This window comes from Gillisia xinjiangensis (assembly GCF_046298265.1).
GTDB lineage: Bacteria > Bacteroidota > Bacteroidia > Flavobacteriales > Flavobacteriaceae > Gillisia > Gillisia xinjiangensis.
In genome coordinates this window covers 142,094-157,213 of the sequence record NZ_JBKAHK010000001.1, presented here as the reverse complement: position 1 = coordinate 157,213, position 15,120 = coordinate 142,094, and the positions used below count along the sequence as shown (strand labels likewise).

Here is a 15,120-nt window from a genome sequence, read left to right as displayed (position 1 = left end):
TTGGACCGAATGGCTTAAAAAAAACTAAAGATTAAGCGCTGTAATTTTCAGTGCTAATCCATAATTCTCCGTTGTTTTTTCATTAATCCGGCTCTTTTCAATAAAGCATCGGGCTGAGGTTCTTTCCCTCTGAAACGTTTATATAATGTCATTGGGTGCTCTGTTCCACCCCGGGATAGCACATGGTCTCTAAAACTTTGTGCAATCTCCCTGCTGAAAATTCCATTTTCCTGAAAATATTCAAAAGTGTCTGCATCAAGGACTTCTGCCCATTTATAGGAATAATAACCGGAAGAATACCCTCCCTGAAAGATATGAGAAAATGAGGTGCTCATACAATTCTGCGGCACATCCGGATATAATTTAGTGGGTTCAAATGCGGCATCTTCGTGCGCTTTGATGTCTTTTATTTTTGAGGGATCAATTCCGTGCCAGCTCATATCCAGCATTCCGAAGCTTATTTGGCGCAAAGTTGCCATTCCTTCATGGAAATTGGACGCTTTTTTAATTTTCTCAATAAGTTTCTCCGGAATAATTTCTTTGGTTTCGTAATGTTTTGCAAAGATTTGAAGGGCCTCCTGCTCGTAACACCAGTTTTCCAGCATTTGGCTTGGCAACTCTACAAAATCCCAGTAAACGCTTGTTCCGGAAAGGCTTGGATAGGTTGTGTCTGCAAGCATTCCATGCAAGGCATGACCAAATTCGTGAAACAGGGTTGTAACCTCATTAAAGGTCAATAATGAAGGTGTTTTTTTGGTGGGCTTAGTGAAATTGCAAACTATGGAAATATGTGGTCTGTAGTTTTTATCATTTTGTACATATTGTGGGCGATAAACGGTCATCCATGCGCCATCTCTTTTTCCCGGACGCGGATGAAAATCGGCATAAAATAACGCCACGGGATTGTTTTTTACATCGGTTACCTGATAGGTTTTTACATCGGGATGATAGGTGTCAACTTCAAAAACTTCCTCAAAATTAAGTTCGTATAATCTATTTGCAACCTCAAAAATACCGTCTATTACATTTTCAAGTTTGAAATAAGGTTTCAGTTTTTCGTCGTCGAGATCAAAAAGTTCTTGTTTTAATTTTTCTCCGTAGTATGCCGCATCCCATTTTTCTAGTCGGTCTATTTGATCGAGGTTTTTGGCAAAATTTTCAAGTTCACTAAATTCCCCTTGTGCGGCGGGTTTTGCTTTTGTCAGTAATTCCGAGAGGAAAGATTTTACTTTTTCCGGCTTTTCTGCCATTCGTTCTTCCAAAACAAAATCTGCATGGGTTTCGAATCCCAGAAGACGGGCTCTTTGATATCTTAAGTTAACTATTTGCAGTACATTTTGCTGATTATCGAGTTCGTCATTATGAAAACCTTTTGCACCAAAGGCGAGTGCCAGTTCTTTCCGAAGTTCCCTGTTTTTGGCATATTTCATAAAGGGGATATAGCTTGGATATTCCAGGGTAAAGATCCATCCCTCCTTGTTTTTTTCTTTTGCGGTTGCTTCAGCTTCTTCTTTTACAGAATCCGGTAGGCCTTCAAGATCTTTTTCTTTGGTGATAAGAAGTTCAAACCTGTTGGTTTCTGCTAAAACATTCTCTCCAAATTTCAAGCTTAAAGTAGATAGTTGTTTATCTATTTCCCGTAATTCTTTCTTTTTATCTTCGGAAAGATTTGCTCCGTTTCTTGAAAAAGCCTTGTATTTTTGATCGAGCAGCATTCGCTGTTCTATAGTGAGGTCCAGGGATTCCATTTGTAAATAAACCGTCTTAACCCTTTCAAAAAGTGCCTTGTTCAGGATGACATCATTTTTAAATTCAGAAAGAAGCGGTGAAACCTCCTGAGCGATCTTCTGAATTTCGTCATTGGTTTCAGCTGAATTCAGATTAAAAAAGATACTGGTCACCAAATCAAGTTGCTTCCCCGAAAATTCCAGGGTTTCAATAGTATTTTTAAAAGTAGGATCCTCTTTTGAAGAAGTAACCAGGTCAATTTCGGTTTTTGCAATTTCAATGGATCTTAAAAATGCAGGTTTAAAATGTTCATTTTTTATGTTGGAGAAGGGCGCAAAAGAAAATTCCTCCAGCAATGGATTATCAACTGAAATAGGCATATTTAGATTTTTTTATAACGTGTTCGGTAAATGTTTTAACGTTTTTGGTTGGGATATATTAAAAATATATATATTTTTAACTTTTAAAATGTATAAAAGAATAATAAAGTAGTTACTTAAATAGTTTAGATTAATATATTTAGAATGGTTAATAAATAATATTTTTAAGCAAAATAGTACTACTCAGGAAGGCCACGTTCGCGTGGTCTTCTTACTTTTTGATTTCTTTTGCGCCTTCTATTACTTTTTGTTTTAAACCTTCTTTATAAAACAAAACCTTGTCCAGCATACATTTATCTGTAGCTCCAATTATTTGAGCTGCAAGAATTCCGGCATTTTTGGCGCCATTCAATGCTACGGTCGCTACGGGAACCCCTCCGGGCATTTGTAAAATGGACAGGACAGAATCCCAGCCATCTATAGAGTTGCTGGATTTTACCGGAACCCCAATTACCGGAAGGGGGGATAAGGATGCAATCATTCCCGGCAGATGCGCGGCACCACCGGCGCCGGCAATAATAACGTTGATCCCACGGGTATGAGCGTTTTTACCGTAATCGAATAATTTTTCGGGAGTACGGTGTGCCGAAACGATGTCTACCTCTACCTCAATATCAAATCCTTTTAATATATCTATGGCATCCTGCATAACCGGTAAGTCGCTGGTGCTTCCCATTATTACTGCTACTTTGCTCATTTTGTCAAGTTTTTAGAATTTAAACCTCACAGGTTTTAAAAACCTGTGAGGTTTCTACTATTTTATACTTATTACCTTAATGGTTTTTTTTACTTTTTCGGCAATTTCATGGGCCATCTTCATATCCTTATTTACAATGGTCACATGTCCCATTTTCCGAAAAGGTCTGGTGATTTTTTTTCCGTAAATATGTGGGGTGACACCAGGCATTTTCAGTATTTCGTCAATATTTTTATAAACAGCAGGACCTGTGTGTCCTTCTTCCCCGGAAAGATTAACCATTACGGCGCTTACTTTATTTTCTGTATCTCCCAAAGGCAGATCCAATATCGCGCGTAAATGTTGCTCAAATTGATTGGTATAGCTTGCTTCAATGCTGTAATGTCCACTATTATGCGGTCTGGGTGCTACTTCATTTACTATGATCTCATCATCTTTTGTCTGGAACATTTCTACTGCCAGTAATCCTACATGTTGATAAGCCACAGAAACAGATTCGGCCAGTTTTCGTGCTTTTTTGGCTACAGCATCATCAATCCTGGCGGGACAGATTACATATTCTACCTGGTTTGCGGTGGGATGAAATTCCATCTCAACCACGGGAAATGTCTTCATTTCTCCTGAAGGATTTCGGGCTACAATTACAGCGAGTTCATTTTTAAAAGGAATTAGGGATTCGGCAATGCAGACTCCTTCAGCGATCTCTTTTAAATCTTCTTTTGATCTTATTATTTGTACTCCTCTGCCATCATAACCACCGGTGGCACTTTTCCAAACTACGGGCAATTTAATTTCCCCTGTATTTTCAGCTTCTAAAAATTCAGCTTTTGACTTAAAAATGCCGAAAGCTGCAGTGGGAATATTATTTGCTTTGTAAAACTGTTTCTGAACAGATTTATCGTGAATTTTTTCCAAGGTATCAGAAGAAGGATAAACTTTAATTCCTTCTTTTTCCAGCTGTTTTAAAGCTTTAACGTTTACAGATTCTATTTCAAAGGTAAGAACGTCTACTTTTCTTCCAAATTCCAGCACACTATCATAATCCATTAGATCACCGGTAATGAAGTGATTCGCTGAAATTTTACAGGGCGCTTCTTCGCTGGGATCCATAACAAAGGTTTGAATATCGTATTTACGGGTTTCGTAAAGCAGCATTTTCCCAAGCTGGCCGCCACCTAAAATACCTAATTTGAAATTAGATGAAAAATAGTTGATCATAAGCATTCAGTAATTTATGCAAAAATAATTTTTTAAGATGGAATAACGAGCGAATCCGGAAGAAATCAATCTATTTGTTATAAGCAGGGATTGTTTAGAATCCTTATCTTTGCTCCTTTAAAAATTAGCAGTTTGATCCAGTTACACGATTTAAAGTTTGAGCCATTTATTTCTGAAGAGAGAATAACTACAGCGATAGAAAAAATAAGTGCGCAATTAAACAGGGATTATGATGGAATTACCCCAGTTTTCCTGGGAATACTAAATGGTGCTTTTCTGGTTGCTTCAGAAGTTATTAAAAGATTTGAAGGAAACTGCGAGGTTGCTTTTGTGAAACTTGGTTCTTATGAAGGTATTTCAACCACCGGAAATGTTGAAACCTTAATCGGTCTAAATCAATCCTTAATAGGAAGAGAAGTAATTGTTATTGAGGATATTGTAGATACGGGACATACGCTGGCTGCAATTGATGGGATTTTAAAAAATTCAGGAGTTGCAGGTTACCGGGTTGTTACCTTGTTTTTTAAACCTGAAGCCTATAAAAAGGACCTTAAGATTGATTATATAGGGATGGAAATCCCAAATGATTTTATTGTTGGTTATGGTTTGGATTATGATGGTTTAGGCCGAAATCTTTCTCAAATATATAAACTTAAAAAAGCAAACATGACAAATTTGGTGTTATTTGGTCCTCCTGGAGCAGGAAAAGGAACCCAGGCAAGCGTTTTAAAGGATAAATATCAACTTATCCACATTTCTACAGGAGATGTATTTAGGTATAATATAAAGAATGAAACCGAGCTTGGTAAAAATGCCAAATCGTATATGGATAAAGGGCAATTGGTTCCCGACGATGTGACTATTAAAATGCTTGGAGCAGAGGTGGATAAAAATCCCGGTGCAAAAGGATTTATTTTTGATGGTTTTCCTCGTACCGTAGCTCAGGCAGAAGCCTTATCAGATTTACTATCTGAAAAAAATACAGAAGTTTCTGCGATGATCGCATTGGAAGTTGATGATGAGATTTTGGTGGAACGATTGCTTGAACGTGGTAAAACTTCAGGAAGGAAAGATGATGCCGATGAGGCTATCATTAGAGAAAGGATTAGGGTTTATTATGAAGAAACCGCGATTCTGAAACAATATTATTTGAAACAGGATAAATATTTTGGCGTGGATGGGGTTGGTTCTGTAGACGACATAACCCAAAGAATAAGTAAAGTAATAGATTCAATACAGGCAGAGTAATCTGCCAAATTATAATATAATAAAGCGTTCGTTTTCTTTGAAACGACAATAAGTACGGGTATGACTGAAGGGAATTTTGTTGATTATGTAAAAATACATGTGGCTTCCGGAAAAGGAGGTCAGGGATCTGCGCATTTGCGTAGGGAGAAATATGTTGCCAAAGGAGGACCCGACGGTGGAGATGGAGGACGTGGAGGACACGTTATTTTAAAGGGAAATAAAAATCTCTGGACGTTGTTTCATCTAAAATTTAAACGCCACGTTCGCGCAGAACATGGGTTACACGGGGGGAAGCAAACCAGTACAGGAGCAGATGGTGCCGATCAATACATCGAAGTGCCATTGGGAACAGTAATTAGAGATACCGAAACCCAGCAAATTTTAAATGAGATCACAGAGGATGGTCAGGAAATTATAGTTGCCAGAGGCGGCAAAGGTGGTCTTGGGAATAATCACTTTAAATCTTCCACCAATCAAACCCCACGATATGCCCAACCGGGAATGGATGGGGAAGAAGTGGATGTTACTCTGGAATTGAAATTACTTGCAGATGTTGGATTGGTAGGATTTCCAAACGCAGGAAAGTCTACATTGCTATCGGTAATCACCGCTGCAAAGCCAAAAATTGCCGATTACGAGTTTACCACATTAAAACCCAACCTGGGAATTGTGGAATACAGGGAATTTAAAACTTTTGTAGTTGCAGATATTCCTGGTATAATTGAAGGTGCAGCTGAAGGAAAAGGAATTGGACACCGGTTTCTAAGACATATTGAAAGAAACTCTACCCTATTGTTTCTAATACCTGCAGATGCCCCCGATATTGTTAAACAATACGAAATTCTGCTGGATGAATTAAGACGCTATAATCCAGAAATGTTGGATAAGGATCGTCTTGTGGCTATCTCCAAATGCGATATGCTGGATGAGGAATTGAAGACCGAATTGAAGACAATTTTGGATAAGGACTTGAAAGCTCCTTATTTGTTAATTTCCTCTGTTGCACAACAAGGTTTGATGGAATTAAAAGATAAACTTTGGGAAATGCTGAATAAAGAGGTTGTTTAATCCTAACACTGCATTTTAATCGAAATTTCAAATATTTCTTTTCTGAGTTAGCTCCGTGGTAAAAGATTTATTGTTAAACAGGATTTTTCATGGAATGATTTTTATGTAACTTTAATAAAAATCATTCCATGAAAAATTTCAAATATATTCTCGTCTTAGCAATTTTTGCTTCCTGCAGTACCCCAACTGCTGTTTTTGACTACGATCAAAAAGCCTCATTTAATACCCTAAATACATATGAAATATACCCAAATCTTGCCTCTCGAATGAGTCAGCTGGATGAACAGCGGGTATTGTCAATTCTGGAAAGAGAAATGGCTTCTGAAGGATTTTCCTGTACTGAAGATCCCCATATTTATATCAATTTTTACGCTTCAGAATATGAGACGGCGAGCCGAAATAATATAGGGGTAGGAGTTGGCGGTGGTGGAGGTAATGTAGGTGTGGGCGTTTCTGGTGGATTTCCTATAGGAGGTCCCGACACTTATTTGAGATTAACCCTGGATTTTATCGATGCAAAAAATGATTCTCTCATCTGGCAGGCTGTTGTAGATGGTAAGTTTGATAAAAAAGCTACTCCTCAAAACAGGGAAACCCAGCTAAGTATTATGGTGCTTAAGGCTTTGAATGGGTACCCTCCTAAGAAATAATTACATTCCGCATATTTTCTTGCTTCCTTCCTAGAATACTTTTGTTTTGTCATCCTGAATAGTGAAGAATCCTACGTGAACCTGAGAAAAATTTAATGTGACACTCATTAACCTGCACATTCCCCGTTGAGAATCTTCCTCACTCAAAAGCTCGTTCAGAATGGCAAATCGGAACATTGTCCTATTTATAGTTTTTTTTAGTCTTTTCTCTTTTAATTATATAATAAAAATGCCCCGGTTTCCCGGGGCATTTTCTGGTTGGTTAGTTAGTTGCAAGCTTTAATTCATAATAGTGAACTCGCTACGTCTGTTCTTGGCATATTCTTCTACAGAACATCCGGTTGGCTGAGTACAGTCATTCAATGGCATACTTTCACCATAACCTTTAGAGGTTAAGCGTTCTCTTTCAATACCATGTTCTACAAGGTATTCAAGGGTGGCAGCAGCACGTCTTTCAGAAAGGGCCATATTGTATTTATCAGATCCTCTTGCATCTGCGTGAGATCCTATTTCAATTTCAAGAGTTGGGTATTTTTTCATGATATCAACCACTTTATCAAGAGTAACTTCAGACTCTTTTTTGATCGTGGATTTGTCAAAGTCGAAATATATATTTCCAACACCTCTTAATTGTTGTCTTCCTGTTTCCAGGTTGGTTTCTCTATCGTCAATCTCAACAACAGGAGGCGTGTAATCCTTTCTTGTAAAGTTGTAAAGATTATCTGTTCCTCTTCTGTTAGAAGCAAACCATCCTTCATCATTGTCTTCTTTTATTACAAATGCAAAATCATCGCTTCCGCTGTTCACACTTGTTCCAAGATTTTTGATTTCAGAAAAATTTCCTTCGGTTTTGAAAACATCCATATTACCAAATCCCTGATGCCCGTTGGAAGAAAAGTATAAAACATTTTCATCGCTTATAAAAGGGAATTGTTCTCTCTTTTCTGTATTTATAGCTCCTAAATTTTGAGGAGTTCCAAAAGTCCCATCTGAATTCACATCAACCACATAGATATCAAAAGATCCTTTAGATCCTGGCATATCACTGGAAAAATACAACTTCGAACCATCCGGACTTAAGCTTGGGTGCTCTGTTGAATACTCATCACTTGTAAAAGGTAAAGCTTGGATATTGGTCCAATTTCCATCTACCATCTCAGCGCGGTAAATTCTGATGTGGGCAACTTTTACATCGTTTGCATCTTTTACCCTTTTCTCATTGGTTCTGTCAAAATACATGGTCATTCCGTCCTGGCTGAATGTAGTCGAACTTTCGTGAGAATCTGTATTGATATCACCAGGGAAAAGAACAATTTCGTTTAAGGTTTTATCACCGCTAACATCAGCTGTGTAAAGATCAAGGGTAGGCCTTTTATCCCATGGATAAATAGGTCTTTCCTGATTTCTTGTAGAAGCAAATACCACTTTATCACCATAATAAGCAATTCCAAAATCTGCAGATGCAGCATTGTTCATTACCTGTTTGGTGGTATATACGTGAGATACTGTTGTATCAAGTTCTTTTCTGAATTTTTCAAAATTGAAATCTTTACCATAGTATTCAGTAAAATACTTATCTGCTTCCTTTGTCTTGTCGATTCCCATCAAGGCGTGCGCAAATCTGAATTTGTATTCATCTTGCACAGTTGCTTCATGTCTTAGAAATAACAACTTGTAAACATCTGTTGCGTTCACCAATTGATTGGTATAGAAATATGCATCTCCTAAGTTTTGAAGGACCTCCTGGTCTTTGTCGTTCACCTTTTCATAAGCATCGGCAGCGTCCATATATGCTTTTGAAGCAAAATATCGGTCACCTTTTTTAATTTCAGAATTTTGTGCAAAACCTGAAACGCTTATAAGGATTATTAAAATTGTACTATATAATTTTTTCATGTTGTCTCTGGTTTTTAGAAGAATCTAGGTGATTTGTCATATCCTTTTGATAATCCGAACATATCCAGATCAAATAATAAAAGGAATTCGTGTGTCCCGTCATTATAACTACTCAGGTTTGAGGTTGTGTAATCATATGCATAACCAACCCTTACTCCCGGAGTTACAGCAAAATTAATGAGTCCAGTTACCGAATCTCCAAATCTATAACCAATACCGGCTTCAAGTTTGTTGAACATTAGAACGTTTGCGGTAATGTCTACAGATAAAGGTGCACCTTCAACTCCTCTTGCCATAAATGCAGGCTTAAGTTTGAAGTCTTCTGAAAGATCAAATACATAACCACCGGTAAGAAAATAATGAATATTTTCTTCTCCAAGTGATCTCAATCCCTGAGCATTTTCAAGGTGTTTAGAAGTAAAGAGATTTGGAGCAGAAAGGCCTAAATAGTACTTTTCTCCAAATAAATAGGCTCCAACCCCAAAAACAGGAAAAACTTCACTTAAATTCTGCATTGCAGGATCATTTGGCTGGTTTGTTTCCAAACGGGACAAATCACCATCAAAAGTTGTAAGTCCCCCCTTCACACCGAAGGAAAGTTTGTTGTTATTGTCGTCTAAAGGTAGTACGTAGGCGAAATCGGCAGTAATATTATTTTCTTTAATAATATCCCCAATTTCATCGTGAACTATCGATAGACCCAATTCAATGCGCTCGCTTACCGGAGTATGAGCGAAGAAACTGGCGGTGCTTGGTGCACCGTCAATTCCTACCCATTGAGATCTATAAATTCCACCAAGATTAAGCATTCCGGGATTATCGGTTGCGTAAGCTGGGTTAACCACACTCATATTATACATATATTGAGTGAACAGCGGATCTTGTTGTGACATACCTTTTAGAGAAAAAAGGATAATGCCTGTAAAGATTAAATATTTTATTATTGTGTTTTTCATTTCTTTTTAGTGTTTATCCTTTCGTTATCTACTTAAGTATACTTTACCCTGAATAGGAGCAGTTTGTCCATCATTGTAATTCAGGATGTAAAAATAAACTCCTGCAGCTAAAACATTGTCACCTAAAGTTCCGGATTGGTTTGAAACTCCATCCCAGTCTCCTGTGCTTGAATTTCCTTTAAATACCACGTTACCCCATCGGTTAAAAATCTCAATAGTGTAGTTAGGGAAATCAGTTGCGATATCCGGAATTACAAATCGGTCATTTATATTATCCCCATTTGGAGAGAAGGCTTCTGGTATTCCACAGAATGCTACTTCAACCTGTAGCGGACGCCTTTCTGAACTTTCACATCCGGCAGCATCAGTACCTGAAGCAAAATAAGTGGTTCCATCTACAAGCGATGTTGAGGTTGCCAAAGCAGTTCCTCCGGTTGAAGCCTGATAAATCTTGATTCCACTTCCGCTTAGGTTGTTAATTAGATCCTGAACAGTAGGATTATCACTTCTACAGAATTCATTTCCGTCCGTTTGAAGGGTAGGAACAGTTCCATTGGTCAAACTTATTGTAATCTTTACCCCATCAGATTTACATCCGTTGTTGGTTGCAGCTGCATAATAAACCTCCGTGTCTGCCAAAGGATTGGTTCCAGTCGCTTCATCATTAAGCGCTTCATCTAAATAAATCTTCACATTTTCCCCAGTTGCAACTATATCTGCTACGGTAGGATTGTTAATTAAACAGAAAGATTGATTTGCATCTGCTACTGGAGTATCTGGAGTTGCAGTAACCTTGACGGTAATTGTTGCGCTATCTGTTCCAATTGCGCAATCATTTTCATCTATAGAATAAGTAAATACGAATTCACCTGCTCCTAATTCCGCTGGATTAAAGCTAGTAATTTCTTCTCCGTCGATGGTGAATGTTCCAAACGGATTGGCTCCATCTCCTAAAAGTGAAACAAGTTCTTTATCCTGATCGTCAGTTACACAGTAAGCATCCGGGGTTTGGTTATCTCCGGCACTAGCTTCTGTAGGTTCAAGCACCGTAATTTCAAAAATTGCGGTGTCTGAAGATCCTTCTATTACACAGTTAGCTTCATCTGTTACGGTATAGGTAATTGTGAAATCTCCATCCCCGGTTGAAGAAGGGCTAAACATACCATTTGTAACTCCTGTTCCGGAAAATGTTCCACCGGCCATTGCATTTATTAGCAATTCCGAAAGATTTACATCATCGTCATTAACGCAGAATACAAGATCATTTCTATCTTCACCTGCGTTTGCATTTTCTAATGCTTTAACGGTAAGGGTTATCAATGCTTGGTCTGTGCCTGTCGCACAATCATCTTCAGTTACCGTATAGGTAAACTCATATTCTCCTACTCCTAATTCTGAAGGATTAAAGGAAGAAACTTCTTCTCCATCCAATACGAAGGTTCCAAATACATTGGCATTTTCACCCAAAAGGCTGGTTAAAGCGATGGTTTGATTTTCATTTACACATACCTCAGGAGTTTGATCTCCACCGGCATTTGCAGGTAGTACCGGGCTCACATTTATGTTGATTTCGGCGGTATCTGTTCCTATTGCACAATTATCTGCCCCCTCTATGGTGTAAATCACCTGGAAAAAGCCTGTGCCTTGCTCTGAAGGATTAAATGAAGTTATTTCCTCACCCTCGCCATTGAGCTTGAAAGTGCCAAACATATTAGCCGTTGGATCGATTAGGCTTAACAAAGAAATGTTCTCATCCTGAGAAACGCAGAAATTGCGGGTGGTATTTCTACCGGCATTAGCTTCAGTTGGTTCAAGTACCGTAATTTCAAAAGTTGCGGTGTCCGAAGATCCTGCTATTACACAGTCAGCATCATCTGTTACGGTATAGATGATCGTGAAATCTCCGGCTCCGGTTGTAGAAGGGTTAAACATATTATCTGTAACTCCTTGTCCTGAGAATATTCCACCGGCCATTGCATTTACAAGGAATTGAGAAAGTTCAATATCTGCCTCATTGGAGCAGAAGACAAGATCATTTCTATTTTCACCACCTTCTGCTTCTTGCTGCGCAATAACAGTTACCGTAATAGTTGCCGCATCGGTTCCTGTAATACAATCTCCTGTTACGGTGTAGGTTATTTCATATTCTCCAGGACCTCTGGTCGCCGGATTAAAAGTAGTGATCTCTTCTCCATTAAGAACAAATGTTCCACCTTGAATTGCATCTGGTCCAAGAAAAGTACTCGGGTCGATATCTTCATCTTCGTCTTCACAAAATTCTTCAGTTTGATTTCCTCCTGCATTGGCAACTTCTTGGGCAACAACGGTAATTGTAAAGTCTTCAGAATCAGATCCTACAACACATGAAGTTCCCTCGTTGTCTGCACTTACTGTATAAGTAATTGGGAAATCATCTACAGCTGAAGGTGTAAAATTACCATCAGCAATAACGTCGTCATTTTCATCGGTGAAAATTCCTCTATCATTGGGATCTAAGCCGAGAAATGTATATAAATTGGTAGATTCTTCACTTTGGCAAAGTTGAAAATCGTCTATAGTACCAGCATCTGCAGGTGTGGCTTCCTGTACTGTAACTGTAAGTATTGCAAAATCTTCACAATTTCCATTGGTTACGGTATAAGTTGTAGTAAAAATTCCAAACGGGCTTTGTGTATATTGCGCTGCCAATTGTTGCAAATCCTTATTGGTAAATTCACCGCCAAGGTCTCTGCCCGCAAGTAAGGCCGTGAACTCTGCAATTAGTGCGTTTGGATTATCTAATTCTGTGCTGCAAACGGTTTCATTAACATCGGCACCAGCATTTGGAATTTCAACAAATTGCACGATCACTTTTTCTATCTGGCAATCATTTTCATCTCCTGAGGCGGTGAAGTAATCTTCCCCATCAACCAAAGAAGTAGAAGGGCTTAAAAGTTGAGTGAATTCCTCATCCGCAAAAAAGGGATTTCCAAAAGGTGAAATTAAATCCTCAACTGTAGGGGTTGTGGAAGCGTCTTCTGAATCTACACAGAAGGATTGTGTGTTTTCATTGGTTTGAACTACTTCTAAAACAACTCTTACCTCAAATCTTTCTGTACTTTCACATGGAGGTAATGAAGAATTTTGCCTGTTTACAATTTGGCTGGCGTAATAAAATTCCCCATTAATCAATGGAGTTGTAGCACTTAATCTAGGTTGAGAAACTTCGGTGCTATACCATCTGATGGCTGTGCCATTTGGACTGGTAAAAGAAGCCTCCAGATCTGCCACTGTTGCACCCGCACAAAAGGTTTGTACTGCATCACCGGTTGGAGCTTCTGCTAAAACAGGATCATAACTTACAGCAATTCTGCTGGAGGGACAATTTGGTGAAGCATTTGGATCACGTTGCCCTATGAAATAGCTCATGTTATCGTCGCTAATTAATGGAGTGGCTGGATCAAGGGCAGTAGTTCCATATTCTTCATCAAAAACTTCTATTGTATAGCTTGTATTCGTAGCAGTAACGTTATCTATAAGATCCTGCACTGTGCTGGTGTCATCTGCATCATATTCACAAGGCTGGAAAAAGTTGCCAAATTCTGCAACTGGAGCTCCAATATTTGTTACTGTTACAGTGACGGCTATTCTATTTACGCAGGATCCGGAACTATTTCCGGCATAATAGGTGCCAGTACCCAAAAATTCATCATTGGGAATTGGATTTGTTGAATTTGCAGTTCGATACCATCTAAGGCCATCGGTACTGGCTACTGCGCCAGACTTTAAGGTAAGATCTGCAATATCGTCTAAGTAACAAAAATCATCAGGATTTGTGTTACTTACTGTGGGGCAGGTTTGCCCGAATGTGGGCGAACTTCCAATTAATAAAAAGAAGGCAAAGAAGAGCATAGATATGCCTTTCTTTCCTAAAGTAAAATTTTGCATAGGCTAGGTGTTAAATTTGACATGTGTAAAGTTAAGTTTTAAGGTGGCTCAATAGGCCACACAAATATTGCAATAATTTTCAACAATACTGGTGTTTTTAAGCACTATTTTAACAATCAAAGTATAAATAGTTAAGGTTTTGTTAATATCAAGATGTTGAGGGTTAAATGTATAGTAAAGTGATGCGTAATTACATATATCTTCGCGTTATGAAAAAAATATTCTTGTTGTTGATGTTATTCCTGGGTTTGGGAAGTTATTCCCAGTCATCTATGTCCGAGATTGAGTCCGCAATGGATCAGGGCAGACTTGTAACCGCTAAAAAACTGCTCCATGAAAGGGTTTCTGAAAATCCAAACGATGCAGTCGCTTTGGCATATCTTGGAGATATAGCAGGTTTTGAGAAAAATTGGGATGCCTCCATGGCTTTGTATAAAAACCTGATTCAAACGCATCCTGATAATGCCGATTATAGTTTCAAATATGGCGCGGCTCTTGGTATGAAAGCACTAAGTATTTCCAAACTTCAGTCGGTGATTTATATTTCTGATATAAAAAAATATCTAGAGAAAGCAGTCGAATTAAATCCTAAGCATGTGGAATCCAGGAGAGTTCTTGTAGAATTATATGTCAAATTACCCGGGATTCTGGGAGGTAGTTTAGATAAGGCTCAGGGATTTGCCAATGATCTGGAAGACTTGAACAAAGTTGATTATTTTCTGGCGCAGGCTTTTATCATAAAGGAGGATAAAGGCCTGGATGAAGCAGAAGTATTTTTCAAAAAGGCTCTTGAAGCCCACCAACAATTGGCGAGCAATAAGAAGCGTAACAATTTGAATTACGAACTGGGGAAAGCAGCATCAGATTTTGAAGTCTATCCACAATACGGCTTAAAACTATTAAATGAATATATCGCCAATTTTGGTTATAATGACATTTATCCACTGGAATGGGCATATTACAATAAAGCTAAATTACAAGCTGCATTAATGAACAAATCTGAAGCTATTAAATCCATAGATAAGGCTCTAACGCTTAGGGGTAATTTTAAAGAAGCGGAACTTGAGAAAAAAAGAATTCAGCAGCTTTAATTCCCCTGATTGTTTTAAATTCCTGATGCCCATTCGTCGGATTCGGGGCCTGTAATTGAATTTGTGAAGCTATCTTCCCATGAGATGCCAAAGAAGCTTGTTTTCAGCTAATTCATGTTAACTATTAAAGCCCTTTTCGAAGTCGGAAATGAATCTTTCCAAATTTTTCTAAATTTTCGTATAATTCGCCAGCCTTCCGTGGCTCGAAAGGACCTGTTTCTATCCGGATTTCCGACGCAATTTTTCCTGTGAGAATAAGTA

The 15,120-nt window shown here is 38.4% G+C and carries 10 protein-coding genes; 4 read left to right on the top strand and 6 right to left on the bottom strand.

Features of this window, described 5'->3' with window-relative positions; genetic code table 11:
• Positions 1–53 precede the first annotated feature (53 nt).
• The 3 genes from ACKGJN_RS00705 to ACKGJN_RS00695 form a co-directional block, all read right to left on the bottom strand.
• Complete coding sequence (locus tag ACKGJN_RS00705) at positions 54–2,108, bottom strand: M3 family metallopeptidase (RefSeq protein WP_409537496.1); 2,055 nt, start codon at positions 2,106–2,108, stop codon at positions 54–56.
• Between the two features lie 211 nt (positions 2,109–2,319).
• Positions 2,320–2,805: a 5-(carboxyamino)imidazole ribonucleotide mutase gene (purE, locus tag ACKGJN_RS00700; RefSeq protein WP_409537495.1), complete on the bottom strand. Its 486-nt coding sequence runs from the start codon at positions 2,803–2,805 to the stop codon at positions 2,320–2,322.
• A 57-nt stretch (positions 2,806–2,862) separates the two neighbouring features.
• Entirely contained in the window at positions 2,863–4,023 is a 1,161-nt protein-coding gene (locus ACKGJN_RS00695) for a 5-(carboxyamino)imidazole ribonucleotide synthase (protein WP_409537494.1), read from the bottom strand.
• Positions 4,024–4,155: 132 nt separating this feature from the next.
• Between ACKGJN_RS00695 and ACKGJN_RS00690 the strand changes: the two genes are divergently transcribed.
• The 3 genes from ACKGJN_RS00690 to ACKGJN_RS00680 all read left to right on the top strand — a co-directional run bounded on the left by ACKGJN_RS00690 (position 4,156) and on the right by ACKGJN_RS00680 (position 6,989).
• Positions 4,156–5,271: an adenylate kinase gene (locus ACKGJN_RS00690; RefSeq protein WP_409537493.1), complete on the top strand. Its 1,116-nt coding sequence runs from the start codon at positions 4,156–4,158 to the stop codon at positions 5,269–5,271.
• A 60-nt stretch (positions 5,272–5,331) separates the two neighbouring features.
• Positions 5,332–6,339: a GTPase ObgE gene (gene obgE, locus ACKGJN_RS00685; protein WP_409537492.1), complete on the top strand. Its 1,008-nt coding sequence runs from the start codon at positions 5,332–5,334 to the stop codon at positions 6,337–6,339.
• Positions 6,340–6,467: 128 nt separating this feature from the next.
• A complete protein-coding gene (locus ACKGJN_RS00680) occupies positions 6,468–6,989 on the top strand; it encodes a DUF4136 domain-containing protein (RefSeq protein ID WP_409537491.1) in 522 nt (173 codons plus the stop codon).
• A 279-nt stretch (positions 6,990–7,268) separates the two neighbouring features.
• On the opposite strand, the gene ACKGJN_RS00675 is transcribed toward ACKGJN_RS00680, so the two are convergent.
• The 3 genes from ACKGJN_RS00675 to ACKGJN_RS00665 are packed head-to-tail and all read right to left on the bottom strand — an operon-like array spanning position 7,269 to position 13,768.
• Positions 7,269–8,885 carry an OmpA family protein gene (locus ACKGJN_RS00675; protein ID WP_409537490.1) on the bottom strand — a complete coding sequence of 539 codons (1,617 nt, stop codon included), beginning with the start codon at positions 8,883–8,885 and terminating at the stop codon, positions 7,269–7,271.
• A 14-nt stretch (positions 8,886–8,899) separates the two neighbouring features.
• Positions 8,900–9,841: a PorP/SprF family type IX secretion system membrane protein gene (locus ACKGJN_RS00670; RefSeq protein ID WP_409537489.1), complete on the bottom strand. Its 942-nt coding sequence runs from the start codon at positions 9,839–9,841 to the stop codon at positions 8,900–8,902.
• 24 nt (positions 9,842–9,865) lie between these two features.
• A complete protein-coding gene (locus ACKGJN_RS00665; RefSeq protein WP_409537488.1) occupies positions 9,866–13,768 on the bottom strand; it encodes a gliding motility-associated C-terminal domain-containing protein in 3,903 nt (1,300 codons plus the stop codon).
• 209 nt (positions 13,769–13,977) lie between these two features.
• Between ACKGJN_RS00665 and ACKGJN_RS00660 the strand changes: the two genes are divergently transcribed.
• On the top strand, positions 13,978–14,859 hold the full coding sequence (locus ACKGJN_RS00660) for a tetratricopeptide repeat protein (RefSeq protein WP_409537487.1): 882 nt from the start codon (positions 13,978–13,980) through the stop codon (positions 14,857–14,859).
• Positions 14,860–15,120: the final 261 nt, after the last annotated feature.

Bases quoted from the DNA above. Each gene is read 5' to 3' on its own strand.
- ACKGJN_RS00665 (WP_409537488.1), bottom strand. From the start codon at position 13,768: ATGCAAAATTTTACTTTAGGAAAGAAAGGCATATCTATGCTCTTCTTT.
- ACKGJN_RS00705 (WP_409537496.1), bottom strand. From the start codon at position 2,108: ATGCCTATTTCAGTTGATAATCCATTGCTGGAGGAATTTTCTTTTGCG.
- ACKGJN_RS00695 (WP_409537494.1), bottom strand. From the start codon at position 4,023: ATGATCAACTATTTTTCATCTAATTTCAAATTAGGTATTTTAGGTGGC.
- obgE (WP_409537492.1), top strand. From the start codon at position 5,332: ATGACTGAAGGGAATTTTGTTGATTATGTAAAAATACATGTGGCTTCC.
- purE (WP_409537495.1), bottom strand. From the start codon at position 2,805: ATGAGCAAAGTAGCAGTAATAATGGGAAGCACCAGCGACTTACCGGTT.
- ACKGJN_RS00670 (WP_409537489.1), bottom strand. From the start codon at position 9,841: ATGAAAAACACAATAATAAAATATTTAATCTTTACAGGCATTATCCTT.
- ACKGJN_RS00675 (WP_409537490.1), bottom strand. From the start codon at position 8,885: ATGAAAAAATTATATAGTACAATTTTAATAATCCTTATAAGCGTTTCA.
- ACKGJN_RS00660 (WP_409537487.1), top strand. From the start codon at position 13,978: ATGAAAAAAATATTCTTGTTGTTGATGTTATTCCTGGGTTTGGGAAGT.
- ACKGJN_RS00680 (WP_409537491.1), top strand. From the start codon at position 6,468: ATGAAAAATTTCAAATATATTCTCGTCTTAGCAATTTTTGCTTCCTGC.